This is a genomic window from Pseudomonas sp. IPO3747 (assembly GCF_013385245.1).
Lineage (GTDB): Bacteria > Pseudomonadota > Gammaproteobacteria > Pseudomonadales > Pseudomonadaceae > Aquipseudomonas > Aquipseudomonas edaphica.
In genome coordinates, this window is sequence record NZ_JACAQL010000009.1 from 206,343 (window position 1) to 219,487 (window position 13,145).

A 13,145-nucleotide genomic window follows, 5' to 3' on the forward strand; every position below is an offset into this window, starting at 1 on the left:
CGACTACCTCAAAATCCTCAAGATCAAGCCGCCGATGGTGGCGTCTAAACGCAGCGTGGATTTCTTTGTCGACATGTTGTCGAAGGTGCTCGATGAGCAACTATAGGTAGTCGATTGTTATCGACTAAGGCTTGTCATACTTGTCGGCTATGATCTTTTATCACTTCTAAAGCCGATTTTTATCCGTTATAAAGTCGACCTTCACCCCATTCGGAGTCCTGAACGCCATGACCACCCTGCACAGCACACCTCGCGCCGATGGCTTCTACATGCCTGCCGAATGGGCGCCACAAACCCAAACCTGGATGATCTGGCCCGAGCGCCCGGACAACTGGCGCCTGGGCGGCAAGCCGGCGCAGGCGGCCCATGTGGCGGTGGCCAAGGCCATTGCGCGCTTTGAACCGGTGACCGTCGTAGTGTCTGCCGGCCAGTACGAGAACGCCCGTGCGCGCCTGGATGTGCCCAATATCCGCGTGGTGGAAATGTCCAACGACGACGCCTGGGTGCGCGACACCGGCCCGACCTTTGTGATCAATAACAGCGGCGAAGTGCGCGGCGTGAACTGGGATTTCAACGCCTGGGGCGGCTTTGACGGCGGCCTGTATGCGCCGTGGAGCCGCGATTCGCAGGTGGGCGGCAAGATCCTCGAGATCGAACGTGCGCCGCGCTACCGCACCGAAGGCTTCGTGCTGGAAGGCGGTTCGATCCATGTCGACGGCGAAGGCACCGTGATCACCACCGAAGAATGCCTGTTGAACCGCAACCGCAACCCGCATCTGGACCGTGCGGCGATCGAAGCGGTGCTGCGTGACAATTTGGCGGTGGATAAAGTCATCTGGTTGCCGGACGGCCTGTTCAACGACGAAACCGACGGCCATGTGGATAACTTCTGCTGCTACGTGCGCCCCGGCGAAGTGTTGCTGGCCTGGACCGATGACCCGCAAGACCCTAACTACGCGCGCTGCCACGCCGCCATGGCCGTGCTGCAAAGCAGCACGGACGCTAAAGGCCGCCCGTTCACAGTGCATAAAATGCCGATCCCAGGCCCGTTGTACGCGACCGAAGAAGAATGCGCCGGTGTCGATCCGGTAGACGGCTCGCAGGAGCGTAATCCTACTGTGCGCCTGGCGGGTTCCTACGTGAACTTCCTGATCGTTAACGGCGGCATCATCGCGCCAAGCTTCGACGACCCGCTGGACAGCCAGGCCAAAGAGATCCTGCAGAACCTGTTCCCGCAGCACGAAGTGGTGATGGTGCCGGGCCGTGAACTGTTACTGGGCGGCGGCAATATCCATTGCCTGACCCAACAACAGCCGGCACCGCACAAAAATTGAGTGCGGTTGTAACAGCGTTTGAGTGAACGCCGAGCGCTACTTGTTTATAGCGCTTGCAGCAAGCCCGCAGCCTGGCTAGGTTGCGGGCTTTTTTGTGTCCGAATGCCTATAAACACGGGACATTGGCATAGCTCTTGTATCGGTGTTGCCACAGTGTCCCAAGGTGATGACTGCACAGTTCTGTCACAAACCTTGAGTAAGTTAGCCGCTCACGCAGTAGGAGAGAGCGCTGAAATGAATGCCGATATCAACCCGATCTACACGCGCCCGTTCCACCCGACGCGGGTTAGTGGTGATGCGATCCATGCGCTGGCGCTTTGGTTGAAGGCAAACGGCTCGCGACAGGTGAGGCAGCAACAGCCTGATGTGCGCAGTGTCATGAGTGAGCGCTACCCGGCGGGGTTGTTCAGTGAGGATGAGCTGCTGGCGTTGTGCGAACTACTGAAAACCTGAAGAACACCAAGATCAATTGTGGGAGCTGGCTTGCCTGCGAAGGCATTCTGTCAGCCAGCGACTTTCCAGCAGATACACCGCTTTCGCAGGCAAGCCAGCTCCCACATTGACCGAGTGAAATTTAGAAGTTGTAGGTGCTTGTTGCCCGCAGGCTCGGTGAGCTAGTGCAAAAACTGAAGACCACTGAGATCAATAGTGGGAGCTGGCTTGCCTGCGAAGGCATTCTGTCAGCCAGCGACTTTCCAGCATATACACCGCTTTCGCAGGCAAGCCAGCTCCCACATTGACCGAGTGAAACTTAGAAATTGTAGGTGCCGGTTACCACCAGGCTACGTGGCTCGCCCGGTTGGATCTGCGCTGCGCTGGTGGCCGAGGCGTAGTAGTTTTTGTCCGCGATGTTGTTCAGCGCCGCACGCACGTCCCATTCTTTCTGGCGGAACCCGGCCAGTGCATCCCAGCGGCCATAACCAGGCAGCACCACGGTGTTGAGGTTGTCGGCGTAACGGTCGCCCACCAGGGTCAGGCCGGTTTCTGCGTACCAACCCATCTCCGGTTTCCAGGTAATAAACAGGCTGGCATTGCGCTTGGCGACGTCGCTGATGCGTTTGCCTTCAAAGCCGTTGTTGTCCTTCACCACCTTGGCATCCTGCAGGCCAATGCCGCCGCGTACATACCAGTTGCCGACGACTTTGCCGGTGGCGGTCAGCTCCACGCCGCGTGAGCGTTGTTCGCCGGTGAGCAGGGTGATGGTGCGGTCCAGTGGGTCGCTGGTGCGGCGGTTGTAGAGTTCCAGCTCGTACACGGCCAGGGTGGTGCTCAGGCGGTCGTCGAGCCAGTCGCTTTTAACCCCGATTTCCTTTTGCTTGGTCAACTCGGGACTCAGGTCGTTGACGGCGCCTGCAGCATTGGGGGTGATGCCGATCAAGCCGCCGCCGGCCGGCGAGAAGGTTTTGCTCCATGAGGCATAGAACGAGTGGTGTTCCAGCGGCGTCCAGACCAGGCCGATGCGCGGGCTGGTGCTGTGGCTGTCGACCGCCTGCTGGGTGTTGAGCAGCTTGCTGGTGGTGTCCACTTCAAAGTGGTCGTAGCGCAGGCCGGCCAGCACTTGCCATTGATCGTTGAGGTGCAATTGGTCCTGCACGTAAAGGGCGCGGCTTTCGACTTCGGTGTGGTTGTTGCTGGAAACACTCATGCGCCCGGTGTGGCTCAAGTGGCGGTCGGGCTGGTTGAGGTCCAGGCTCGGCACGGCCTGGCCGCCACGGTTGGTGGCGGTGGCGCTGTACAACTTTGGATCACGGCGCTGGCTGCCCAGCTCCAGGCCGGTGAGCAGGTGGTGCTCCAGGCCGAAAGTGTCGAACCCGCCCTCCAGCTCAAGGTTGTTGAACACGTTGCGGGTGTTCAGGTCTTGTTGCCAGCGCTGGCGCGAGACTTTGTTGGTTTTTGAGTCGTAGCCGACCTGGTAGGTGTTGTCGAAATCGCTGTCGAGCTTGAACACGCCGAGGGTGTGGCGCAGCTGCCAGTTGGCGTTGAGTTCATAAGCCAGCTTGGAGCGCAGGGACTGGGATTTATCGTCGATGTAATCGCGGCTATCGAAGTAGGTCGTGCTGCGGCTCACATCGGCCGGGCGGCCGTTGACCCCGGGAATGCCACGGTCCGGCGTGCGGTTGTAACGGCTGTATTCGTATTGCACCAGCCAGTTCAGGTCCGGCGTCAGTTGCCAGCTCATCGACGGCGCGAACAACTGGCGATTGCCGCTCACACCGTCGCGAAAGCTGTTGTTGTCCTGGTTGCCCATGTTCAGACGCAGGCTGATGTTATCCGTTGGGTCGGTGCTGAGGTCGGCATACAGGCTGCGCAGATCCTGGCTGCCGCCTTGGGCTTCGATGCTGGAGGTGTGGCCCGCCTGGGGCAGTTTGCTTACGCGGTTGACGATGCCGCCCTGGCCGCCGCGCCCGTACAGCACGGCGGCCGGGCCTTTGAGCACTTCGATGCGCTCGATGTTATGCAGGTCGCGCACGTACTGGCTGTCGTCGCGGATGCCGTCCAGGTAGAAGTCATTGCTCGCGTCAAAACCCCGGATACGCAGGCTGTCGAAGCGCGTATCGGCGCCGCTGCTGACGTTGGGAATGCCGCTTAACGCCTGCCCCAGGTCGTTGGTGCCGTAGGAACGCAGGCTTTCGGTTTTAACCGAGTCGATGGCCTGGGGCACGTAACGCACCGAGGTGGCAGTACGGGTGGCGGTGTTGGTCTCCTTGACACGCGGGTCGTCTTCGTCGGCTTCGGCGCTCACCGACGTTTCGGGCAAGACCGTGGCGGCACAGGCGAAACCGGCAGACAGCAAAACAGAAAGCCCAAAAGTGATGGGCGTCAGGCGAGAGGCAGGCATGGGGAATAAATCCAAAAGTGTTGGAAAAAGGAAAGTGCGCGAATGGTAATGCTTTGCATTTGCGCGAGTTATCTATTCCCAAACATACCTTCGCTAAAAATGTTACATAATGTGTTTTCTTGACGAATCAGACGATTTTTCAGGCTCGAGCGAGGGCCTTGGAATGCACCGCTTAGAATTATTTCGCCTAAATACAGACGATTCACGAAATTGACACATAGTTCAACGCGCGCATAGGATTGCGCCCAACGCCTGTGGCTCACCGCCATGACTCATCCAATAAAAAAAGGCCCGCGGCAGTTCAGTCGTCCGCGGGCCTTGTTTTTTCTGGAGGAAGTCGACACCAGAAAAGCGACACGGAGCCTGGTGTCACAGCGCGTACTCAACCAGTAATAAGGAATATAAGAAATGTTGAAGCAACGGATGAGTCTGATCGCTCTGGGGATTTTGAGCGCATCGACAGCAATGGCTAACGACCAGGAGCAATCCAAGGGTTTCGTGGACGACAGCCACCTGAACATCGCAGCACGTAACGCCTACATCAGCCGTGACTACAAAAACGGCAAGCAAGACAAAGCCGAATGGGGCCAGGGCTTCATCGGCAAGTTCGAATCCGGCTTCACCCAAGGCACCGTCGGTGTGGGTGTGGACGTGATCGGCCAATACGCCATTCGCCTGGACGGTGGTAAAGGTCGCAGCGGCGCTGGCGGTATCGACTTCTTCAAGCAAGGCGACAGCGGCGAAGCCGCCAACGACCTGGCCAAGGGCGGCGCTGCCGTGAAGTTCCGTGTCTCCAACACTGTACTCAAGTACGGTGACCAGATGCCGGCTGTGCCTGTGCTGCAGTACGACAACTCCCGTCTGTTGTCGGAAACCTACACCGGTACTTCGATCGTTTCCAAAGAGATCGCCGGCCTGCAACTGGACGCTGGTCACTTCACCAAGGAAGCTCGCAAGAGCGCCGAAGGTTCTGACAGTGGCGCGCTGAAAAGCATCGACTACATCGGTGGTAGCTACAAATTCACCGAAAGCCTGTCGGCCGCGTTGTACGCCTCCAACATGCAGGACGTGCTGAAGAAGCAATACGTCAACGTCAACTACGTGCTGGCCCTGCCAGAAAAGCAATCGTTGACCTTTGACTTCAACGGCTACAAAACCAAGCTGGACCGCAGCTTCGCCCTGGAAAACCAAGGTGATGCGGACGCCCGCGACAACAAAATCTGGAGCCTGGGCGCTACCTGGGCTGTTGGCCCGCACAGCTTCACCCTCGCTCACCAGCGCAGCACCGGTGACACCGGCTACCTGTACGGCGGCTACCGCAACGCTGGCGGTATCGGCGACGGCGGCAATACCATCCTGCTGGCCAACTCCTACTGGTCCGACTTCAACGGCAAGGACGAGCGCTCCTGGCAAGCAGGCTACGGCCTGGACTTCAGCGCCTTCGGCGTGCCTGGCCTGACCTACAACATCGCTTACGTGCGCGGCACCAACATTGACGACGGTTCCAACCGTGGCAGTGGCACCGAGCGTGAAATCTTCAACCAGTTCAAATATGTCGTTCAAAGCGGCCCAGCCAAAGACCTGAGCCTGCGCGCTCGTGCGTCGTGGTTGCGCGTCTCCAACAACGCCAGCAACTACAACGTAGGCGGTAACGAAATCCGTCTGTTCGCCGACTACCCGATCAACGTTTTCTAATTGATCGCACGTCGCGCCTGATGCCAGGCGATAAAAAACCCCGACTGGTTCGGGGTTTTTTTATGCCTTTGGATCAGCGACGGTGATCGTTCCCATGCTCTGCGTGGGAACGCCTCTAGGGACGCTCCGCGTCCCGCCGTCAACGATCAAGGGTGGTTTTTTATCAGTTTTGCGGACGCCAGCGGGAGGCGTCCAATCGTGTAGAAGTACCGCGGGAACTTGTTACACCACATCACTAATGTAGTACTCAAACCCCCATTTATCTCGACTCAGCGCACGCCTAAATTGACCCCACTGCCGGCCCATCACCCCGATGCCCGCCCATTGGAGCCATCACTATGCCCTTCGTCAGCCTGCGCATCACCCGTGACGGCGTGACCCCTGAGCAAAAAGCCCAGGTCATCGCCGAGTTCACCGAAACCCTCGAACGCGTGCTCAACAAGCGCCCGGACCTGACCCACATCGTCATCGAAGAAATCGACACCGATAACTGGGGCTACGCCGGCATCACCACCACCGAATACCGAAAATCCCAAGCCCTTAACGGAGAAACAAAATGAGCAAAGTCGTGATCATTACCGGTGCCTCCCAAGGCATCGGCGCCGCCGTGGTCCAAGCCTACCGCGCCCTCGATTATCGCGTGGTGGCCACCTCGCGTTCGATCCAGCCATCCACCGACCCGAACATCCTCACGGTGCCCGGCGACATCGCCGACCCGGCCACCGCCCAGCGCGTCATCCGCGAAGCCCTGGCCACCTTCGGGCGCGTCGACAGCCTGATCAACAACGCCGGCATCTTCATCGCCAAACCCTTCACCGCCTACACCCAGGACGACTACGCCAACGTGCTGGCGGTGAACCTCAACGGCTTTTTCTACATCACCCAACTGGCCATTGCCGAGATGGAAAAACACGGCGCCGGCCACGTCGTCAATGTGACCACCAGCCTGGTCGACCACGCCATCGACGGCGTGCCTTCGGTACTCGCCAGCCTCACCAAAGGCGGGCTGAATGCCGCGACCAAATCCCTGGCGATTGAATACGCCAAACGCGGCATTCGAGTGAACGCGGTAAGCCCGGGCATCATCAAGACGCCGATGCATGGCGAAGACTCCCACGCTGCATTGGGGCAACTGCACCCGGTGGGGCGCATGGGCGAAGTGAGTGATATCGCCCAGGCGATCACCTACCTGGAGAGCGCGGGGTTTGTCACCGGTGAGATCCTGCATGTGGACGGCGGGCAAAGCGCCGGGCACTGATACGCTGACGCGCCTGGCCTAACCCGGCCGGGCGTGGTCATCCCGTGGCGAGCGCCCGAAAAAGGCCTTATTGGCACGGCTGAACGCGGCCTCGGACTCATAGCCAATCGCAAAACCCACCTCGCCGATGCGACCTTCCTGCTTGGCCGGCGTTGCATGAATAGCCCTTAGCGCCCGAGCGATACGCACATCCGACAACCAAGCGCTTCTATGTGGGAGCCGGGCTGAGATGCGACAGCGCCCGCCCGGCGAGCCCATTTACCGCTTACTGCTCAGCATTACAGGGCGACGCCAACACCTTCACCACATCATCAATCACCGCCTTGCTCATCTCCTGCAAATAATGCGACGCCCAGGCATAACGGTCCGTCTCCTTCGTCATCGCCGCATCTTCTGCGAGCAACTTGGCGACGTGGAGCAAATCGGAAACGTGGTGCAAGGCTTCATGCAGGGAAACACCGCTGTTGACGCGGAACAGAGGTTGGTCGGAGTGAAAGGAGAAAGGGGTGACGCCGAGGGTGGTGAGTGCGGGTGAATTTGTTGCGGTCATTGGTGGAACTCCCATATTGAGTGAGAGCAACACGTTCGTTGTGACAACGAATGCGTGGCGCTAGTGGCGCCTGCATCAAATCGGGTTCTCAGGCCCGGTCGCTGGGTGGTAGCGACGGGGGGAGGTTAGCGTGGTGAGGGGTGGGGAGCAATCGGGAAAATTGATGGGTTGTTTTTTCGGTTGGGTCAGGTGGTACGGATAGGTGGCTGGGGGAATTATTGGTTTTATGAGGGCGGCATAATTATTGGCTGGGCATAATTTTGAATAAAGCTTGGGAGGCGGGTGAGGGTGGCTTTTGGTGGTCCGGTGGGTTTGGAGAATACGTCTCCCGGGGCTGACGTTGAGCTGAGCAAGGCATCATAGAAGTCGAGATTTGGACTGAGGCAAGCAGCCCGAGATGTTAAGTGTGGACACTTTTTGGGCATTTCGGCCAAAACAGTGATCTGACTTTTTGCGGTTTCCCAAACCCCAGAAACCACAAAGCCCCGCATTGCGGGGCTTTGAGATATGGTGCCGGCACCAGGAGTCGAACCCGGGACCTACTGATTACAAGTCAGTTGCTCTACCAACTGAGCTATACCGGCGTGTTAGGGCGACGATTATAGCGATTGCCAAGCTTCTGTAAACCCCTGAATTCTGACTATTTTTGCAGATACCAAGGTTTTTTTACGCTCGCTGCTTTTTCTTACCCTCATGAGCCTCAAATCCGACTCAATTGCCGTCGCCACACTGGTCGGTAAATTTCATGTACGCCAACACCTGCGTCTCGCCTTTAGAGTCCAGGTAGGTCATGCGTGCGTTCACCACGCCGCATCCATAGCGGGTGTCTTCGGTGGTCGACAGTACCCGTTGGATATCCGGCTTATGACTTGCCTCGGCATGGGCGGTGAAGGTCAGGCCAAGCAGGCTGGCGGCGATTAGGGTTTTCCAGTTGTTGGTGTTCATGGTGTTGGCCTCTGAGGTGCAGTGGTGGGGTGAGGCCATTGAATGCCGGGGAGGTATCCGGGCTGTGTCGCGCAGGGCGGGTTTTGTTTCGTTGTGTATGGCGTGTGGATCTATGTACTTGTTGATACGAACGGCGAGCTTGTATTGGTTAAAAAACACACAGTGATCGCGTCATGCGTTGTTTTATAGATGTATATCACCTGGCAAAAGAACAGCCATAAAAATGGCGTAATGCCGCTCATCTTCAAACCTGGCAGGCGTTGCCCAGGCGCGGGTTTGCCGGCTGGCGACCTTTGGTGAAACCGATGCTGTGCAGCAGCAAAGCCTTAATCGCTGGCTCGGCCAGGACCAGGCATTTCTCGCCAAGCGCCTGGCCGCTTCGTTTCGCCGTTTGGCCAAGATGGACGAGGTGCTCGCGCCGTACCTTGCGGGGCGGCGCAGGCCTATGGGCGCGACACGTTTGACCCAGCGTTGAATAGCGGCGGCTGCCAGGATGTAACTGCGTTATGCCGTGCGTTGAGCTTTCGGATGCATCAGCCTGGAAATAGCCATTAAATTGACTATTTACCGCTTGTCTAAAAAACGATCAGCTAAAACACCAAAATAATGACACCTGCCTGCGTGTGACACAGAATGCCTCACTAAGACGCCCATAATAAGACCTGCGGTAAGTGCCTGCTTGCCGACCTTCACGTCTTTAGCTGCGTCGTGAGGAGCTGCCCATGAGCCTTAGCGAAGAGCTGTTGACGTTGTTCGGTAAGAACGTCAGCCATGATGCCGACGGCATCAATGCACGCATGCACGTTTTTGGCAGTGTGCCCGCAAACGAAAACCCCCATTCCCAATCGACTCATTCAGCAGCGCTGCGCCCCAAAGTGGTGGCGTTGGTGTCGATCAATGGCGGTGTCGGCCGCAGCACCCTAGCCACAGCGTTGAGCAGCGGTTTGCAGCGCCATGGCGAATCGGTGGTGGCGCTGGACCTGGACCCACAGAATGCCTTGCACCATCACTTTGGCTTCAGTGCGACATTGCCGGGTATCGGCCGTACCAGCCTGGAGCATGGGCAGTGGAGCCCACTGCAGCAGCTTGGCTTTGCCGGTTGCCAGGTCATAACCTTTGGCGATATCGACATTGAGCAGCAGGAAAGCCTCGAGCGCTGGCTCAAACATGAACCCAGCTGGTTGGCGCAGCGCCTGGCGGCCCTGGGCTTGAGCGAGCGGCAGACGGTGATCATCGATACGCCCGCCGGCAATAACGTTTACTCCCATCAAGCGCTGAGCGTGGCCGATGTGGTGCTGGTTATCACCCAGGCCGACGCCGCCTGCCTGGGTACCCTTGATCATTTGGATGGATTGCTCGCGCCGCACCTTGAGGGTGAACGCCCACCAGTGGTGCATGTGGTGGTCAACCAAGTGGATGAGAGCAACGCCTTTAGCCTGGACATGCTGGAGGCGTTCAAACAGCGGCTGGGCAAAGCGCCGCTGGAGATGCACCGCGATATGGCGATCAACGAAGCGTTGGCGTTTGCGGCCGACCCGTTGGATAACGCCACAAAGCGGCTGGCTGGCGACGATATCAACGAGATTTGTCGCGTGCTGAAAGCACCGAAAAGAACCGCATAAATCGCGCTTTATGCAGTTAGCGCCAGATGCTTATGCACAATCGGTTGGTCGGGCCTGTCACGAAACAGCCATTTTGTGGAGCCGTTCTCAACACGCTGCAACTGCCTGTTTTGTGTGCGTTTTATTTTGTGAACAAAAAATGACCAGGGTGGGTTTTGGTCTGTAGCGCTGATGGCTACGGCCTCTGTAAAGAATTCATCAACAGAGTTATCCACAGGGCGCGTGTAGGAAGTTTCGCCCTTTAATCGCGCTCTGCCAGCACCATCAAGTTGCGCGGCGTTAGCGTAGGTTCGCAGAAGGTGCCTATCTCAACCTTGTAGCCCTGGTCTTTCAAGAACAGCGCGCGATCCAAGACCAGCCACAGTTCCAGCGGCCGCCGAAACAATCCTCTGACCAACTCCAGGTTGCGCACCTCGGCCAAGCGCCGCCAGCCGTGTGCCTCCAGCGCCACCCAATCCTGTTCACCTGTGGATAAATCCTTGAGACGCGCCAGTTCCCGGCAGTAGTCAGCGAAGGGTTTGTCCAGCCAACTGGCAGGCAGGGAAGGCGTGGGCAGGTAATCATCGCAGCCACGCAGCTGGCGTTGCAACTGATCGAAACCCAGGCGCCGGGCCATGGACGTGTCCCGTTGCTGGCGAACGCGATTACCGGCGGTGACGGTTTCGCTCAGCGGTAACCCCAGGTCATCGACCGAAAGCTGTAGTAACGAGGCGCGCCCGGCGGTCGACAAGGCCTGATAGCGCTCGGCGCCGATGCGGTTATAGCAGCAAGGTGCCAGCGCGAGCTGCTTGCAGCCCGTCGCGCTGGCCACGTGCAACAGTCGCACATGCAGATCGCCGCAGGCGTGTAAGGCGACGGGCGTGTGCTCGGCACTGATCGCCACATCGGCCATCACGTCTTGCAGGCGATGGGTGATGGCCAGGCCGTGATGGTCGCTCAAGGCCTGGCCCGAGGCGATCAGCGCCGGGTCGTACTCGAGGCAGGTCAGCTGTTGGCCAGGTTGCAGCAAGCGCCGGCCGAGGTGGCCTTTACCGGCGCACCAGTCCAGCCAATGCTTGGGGGTTGCGGCAAACTTCAGCGCGGCGCCGAACGCTTCAATTTGCTGCCATTTACGCCCTGGCACATCCACGTTCAGGCGATGGCGGGCAGGCTCCAGCCTGTGTGCGGGTAACTTATCCACAGCGCTAAGCTGCGCTGCCTGAAAAGCCAGCTGTGGAAATGGCGCAGGCGCCGGCAGGTCATAGGGGTGGTTGTGACTGGCTTCGGCATCGGCCAGCGAGCGCTGGCGCAGCCATTGGGCCAGCTCGGGGTGCTGGTGTTCCCAGGGTAAGTGCAGGTGCGTAAAGGGCCGTGGTCGCCACAGCCCTTGGTGCTCGATTAGAAACGCATCCAGCGCCGCAAAGCGAGCCTCAACGTCCCTGGCAAGCATCGACGCGCAGCCAGCGTTCGAGCAGTTTGAAGCCCCGCACCAGGATGTAGGCCATCAGCAGGTAGAACAGCCCGGCGGCGAAGAAGATCTCCACCGGCAGGTAGGTGCGGGCGATGATGGTGCGCGCCATGCCGGTCAGTTCCAGCAGGGTGACGGTGCTGGCCAGGGCGCTGGCCTTGAGCATCAGGATCACTTCGTTGCTGTACGCCGGCAGGCCAATGCGCGAGGCACGCGGCAGGATGATGTAGAACAGCGTCTTGGGTTTGGACATGCCCAGGGCGCGCGCCGCTTCGATCTCACCCGGCGGGATGGCCTGGATAGCGCCGCGCAGGATCTCGGCGATATAGGCGGCGGTGTGCAAGGTCATGGTGGCCGTGGCGCACCAGAACGGATCGCGCAGGTACGGCCACATGAAGCTCTCACGCACGGCATCGAACTGCGCCAGGCCGTAATAGACCAGGAACAACTGCACCAGCAGCGGCGTGCCACGGAAGAAGAAAATATAGGCGTAGGGCAGGGCGCTCACGTACCAGCGGCGCGAGGAACGCGCGATACCCAGCGGAATCGCCAGCAGCAGGCCGGCGATCACGGCGATGGCCACCAGTTCCAGGGTCAGGGTTGCGCCTTGGGCCAGTTTGGGCAGCCACTTGATGATCACGGCCCAGTTCAGGCCCAGGTCGAAGTGCGATAGCCAGCTGTAGTCACCGCTCATTGGGTGCTCCTTGCAAAGCCGCGGGCGGCGCGTTTTTCCAGGAAGTACATGCCCGTCATGGCCAGCACGGTGAGGCCCAGGTACATGAAGGCTGCCACCATAAAGAAGGTGAACGGCTGCTTGGTCACGGTCACGCCGATTTGTGCGTGACGCATGATTTCTTCAAGGCCGATCACCGACACCAGCGCGGTGTCTTTCATCAGGATCATGAACAGGTTGCCCAGGCCCGGCAGGGCGATGCGCCACATCTGCGGCATGATCAAGCGGGTGAAAATCCGCACCTTCGACAGGCCCAGCGCCACACCGGCTTCGCGGTGGCCTTTGGGAATGGCGAGAATCGCGCCACGGAACACTTCCGTGGCGTAGGCGCCAAAGCACAGGCCCAGGGCGATAACCCCGGCGGCAAAGGCACTGAGAGAAAGGTCGGGGTTACCGAAAAACTCGCCCAGGGCACGCATCAGGTTGACGGTGCCGAAGTAAATCAGCAGCACCCACAACAGCTCGGGAATGCCACGAACGATGGTCGAGTAAGCACCGCCCAGCCATTGCAACGGCTTGTACGGTGAAGTCTTGGCCAAGGCGCCGGCAAGGCCGAGCACCAGCCCCAGGCACAGGGCCGTGAGCGCCAGTTTGACGGTCATCAGCGCGCCAGCGGCAAGCGCCGGGCCGAATCCGTAGAGATCGAAATTCATGGTGTTTTCATATCGCGGCAGGCATTGCTGAAAGCCGGCGCGCTACTTATAGAAGCGCGCCGGTCAGGC

At 59.1% G+C, this 13,145-nt stretch carries 14 protein-coding genes and 1 tRNA gene; 7 read left to right on the forward strand and 8 right to left on the reverse strand.

Annotated features, from left to right (window positions below):
* The first annotated feature begins 227 nt into the window (after positions 1–227).
* Positions 228–1,334 carry an agmatine deiminase gene (gene aguA, locus HX790_RS14150; RefSeq protein ID WP_176991699.1) on the forward strand — a complete coding sequence of 369 codons (1,107 nt, stop codon included), beginning with the start codon at positions 228–230 and terminating at the stop codon, positions 1,332–1,334.
* 234 nt (positions 1,335–1,568) lie between these two features.
* Positions 1,569–1,787 (forward strand): hypothetical protein, encoded by a 219-nt coding sequence (locus HX790_RS14155; protein ID WP_017135392.1) that lies wholly within the window; start codon positions 1,569–1,571, stop codon positions 1,785–1,787.
* Positions 1,788–2,085: 298 nt separating this feature from the next.
* On the opposite strand, the gene HX790_RS14160 is transcribed toward HX790_RS14155, so the two are convergent.
* Positions 2,086–4,173: a TonB-dependent siderophore receptor gene (locus tag HX790_RS14160; protein WP_176991700.1), complete on the reverse strand. Its 2,088-nt coding sequence runs from the start codon at positions 4,171–4,173 to the stop codon at positions 2,086–2,088.
* Positions 4,174–4,581: 408 nt separating this feature from the next.
* Here HX790_RS14160 and HX790_RS14165 point away from each other — a divergent pair, with 408 nt between their 5' ends.
* From HX790_RS14165 to HX790_RS14175, 3 genes are all read left to right on the forward strand, one after another.
* Complete coding sequence (locus tag HX790_RS14165; protein WP_017135394.1) at positions 4,582–5,868, forward strand: OprD family porin; 1,287 nt, start codon at positions 4,582–4,584, stop codon at positions 5,866–5,868.
* A gap of 338 nt (positions 5,869–6,206) precedes the next feature.
* The gene (locus HX790_RS14170) at positions 6,207–6,428 is read left to right on the forward strand and encodes a 4-oxalocrotonate tautomerase family protein (protein WP_176991701.1); all 222 of its coding nucleotides are present in this window, start codon (positions 6,207–6,209) and stop codon (positions 6,426–6,428) included.
* On the forward strand, positions 6,425–7,126 hold the full coding sequence (locus HX790_RS14175) for an SDR family NAD(P)-dependent oxidoreductase (protein WP_169986650.1): 702 nt from the start codon (positions 6,425–6,427) through the stop codon (positions 7,124–7,126). Before HX790_RS14170 ends, HX790_RS14175 begins: the two co-directional genes overlap by 4 nt.
* An 18-nt stretch (positions 7,127–7,144) precedes the next feature.
* Here HX790_RS14175 and HX790_RS14180 read toward each other — a convergent pair whose 3' ends face one another.
* From HX790_RS14180 to HX790_RS14195, 4 genes are all read right to left on the reverse strand, one after another.
* A complete protein-coding gene (locus tag HX790_RS14180) occupies positions 7,145–7,324 on the reverse strand; it encodes a hypothetical protein (protein WP_256351592.1) in 180 nt (59 codons plus the stop codon).
* A gap of 67 nt (positions 7,325–7,391) precedes the next feature.
* Complete coding sequence (locus tag HX790_RS14185; RefSeq protein ID WP_176991702.1) at positions 7,392–7,676, reverse strand: DUF3077 domain-containing protein; 285 nt, start codon at positions 7,674–7,676, stop codon at positions 7,392–7,394.
* A gap of 508 nt (positions 7,677–8,184) precedes the next feature.
* Positions 8,185–8,260 (reverse strand) — tRNA-Thr (locus tag HX790_RS14190).
* A 127-nt stretch (positions 8,261–8,387) separates the two neighbouring features.
* Positions 8,388–8,621 carry a DUF2790 domain-containing protein gene (locus HX790_RS14195; protein ID WP_176991703.1) on the reverse strand — a complete coding sequence of 78 codons (234 nt, stop codon included), beginning with the start codon at positions 8,619–8,621 and terminating at the stop codon, positions 8,388–8,390.
* Between the two features lie 310 nt (positions 8,622–8,931).
* Here HX790_RS14195 and HX790_RS29595 point away from each other — a divergent pair, with 310 nt between their 5' ends.
* Both HX790_RS29595 and bcsQ read left to right on the forward strand, forming a co-directional pair.
* Positions 8,932–9,096: a hypothetical protein gene (locus HX790_RS29595; protein ID WP_240792791.1), complete on the forward strand. Its 165-nt coding sequence runs from the start codon at positions 8,932–8,934 to the stop codon at positions 9,094–9,096.
* 247 nt (positions 9,097–9,343) lie between these two features.
* Positions 9,344–10,243 carry a cellulose biosynthesis protein BcsQ gene (bcsQ, locus tag HX790_RS14205; protein ID WP_176991704.1) on the forward strand — a complete coding sequence of 300 codons (900 nt, stop codon included), beginning with the start codon at positions 9,344–9,346 and terminating at the stop codon, positions 10,241–10,243.
* A gap of 241 nt (positions 10,244–10,484) precedes the next feature.
* Here the strand turns inward: bcsQ and HX790_RS14210 are convergent, their stop codons facing one another.
* Genes HX790_RS14210 through HX790_RS14220 form a run of 3 tightly spaced genes read right to left on the reverse strand, consistent with a single transcriptional unit; the run spans position 10,485 to position 13,076 of the window.
* Entirely contained in the window at positions 10,485–11,672 is a 1,188-nt protein-coding gene (locus tag HX790_RS14210) for a methyltransferase (RefSeq protein ID WP_176991705.1), read from the reverse strand.
* Complete coding sequence (locus HX790_RS14215) at positions 11,653–12,342, reverse strand: ABC transporter permease (RefSeq protein ID WP_026013808.1); 690 nt, start codon at positions 12,340–12,342, stop codon at positions 11,653–11,655. Before HX790_RS14215 ends, HX790_RS14210 begins: the two co-directional genes overlap by 20 nt.
* A 38-nt stretch (positions 12,343–12,380) precedes the next feature.
* Positions 12,381–13,076, reverse strand: a complete 696-nt coding sequence (locus HX790_RS14220) for an ABC transporter permease (RefSeq protein ID WP_017138658.1) — start codon at positions 13,074–13,076, stop codon at positions 12,381–12,383.
* Positions 13,077–13,145: the final 69 nt, after the last annotated feature.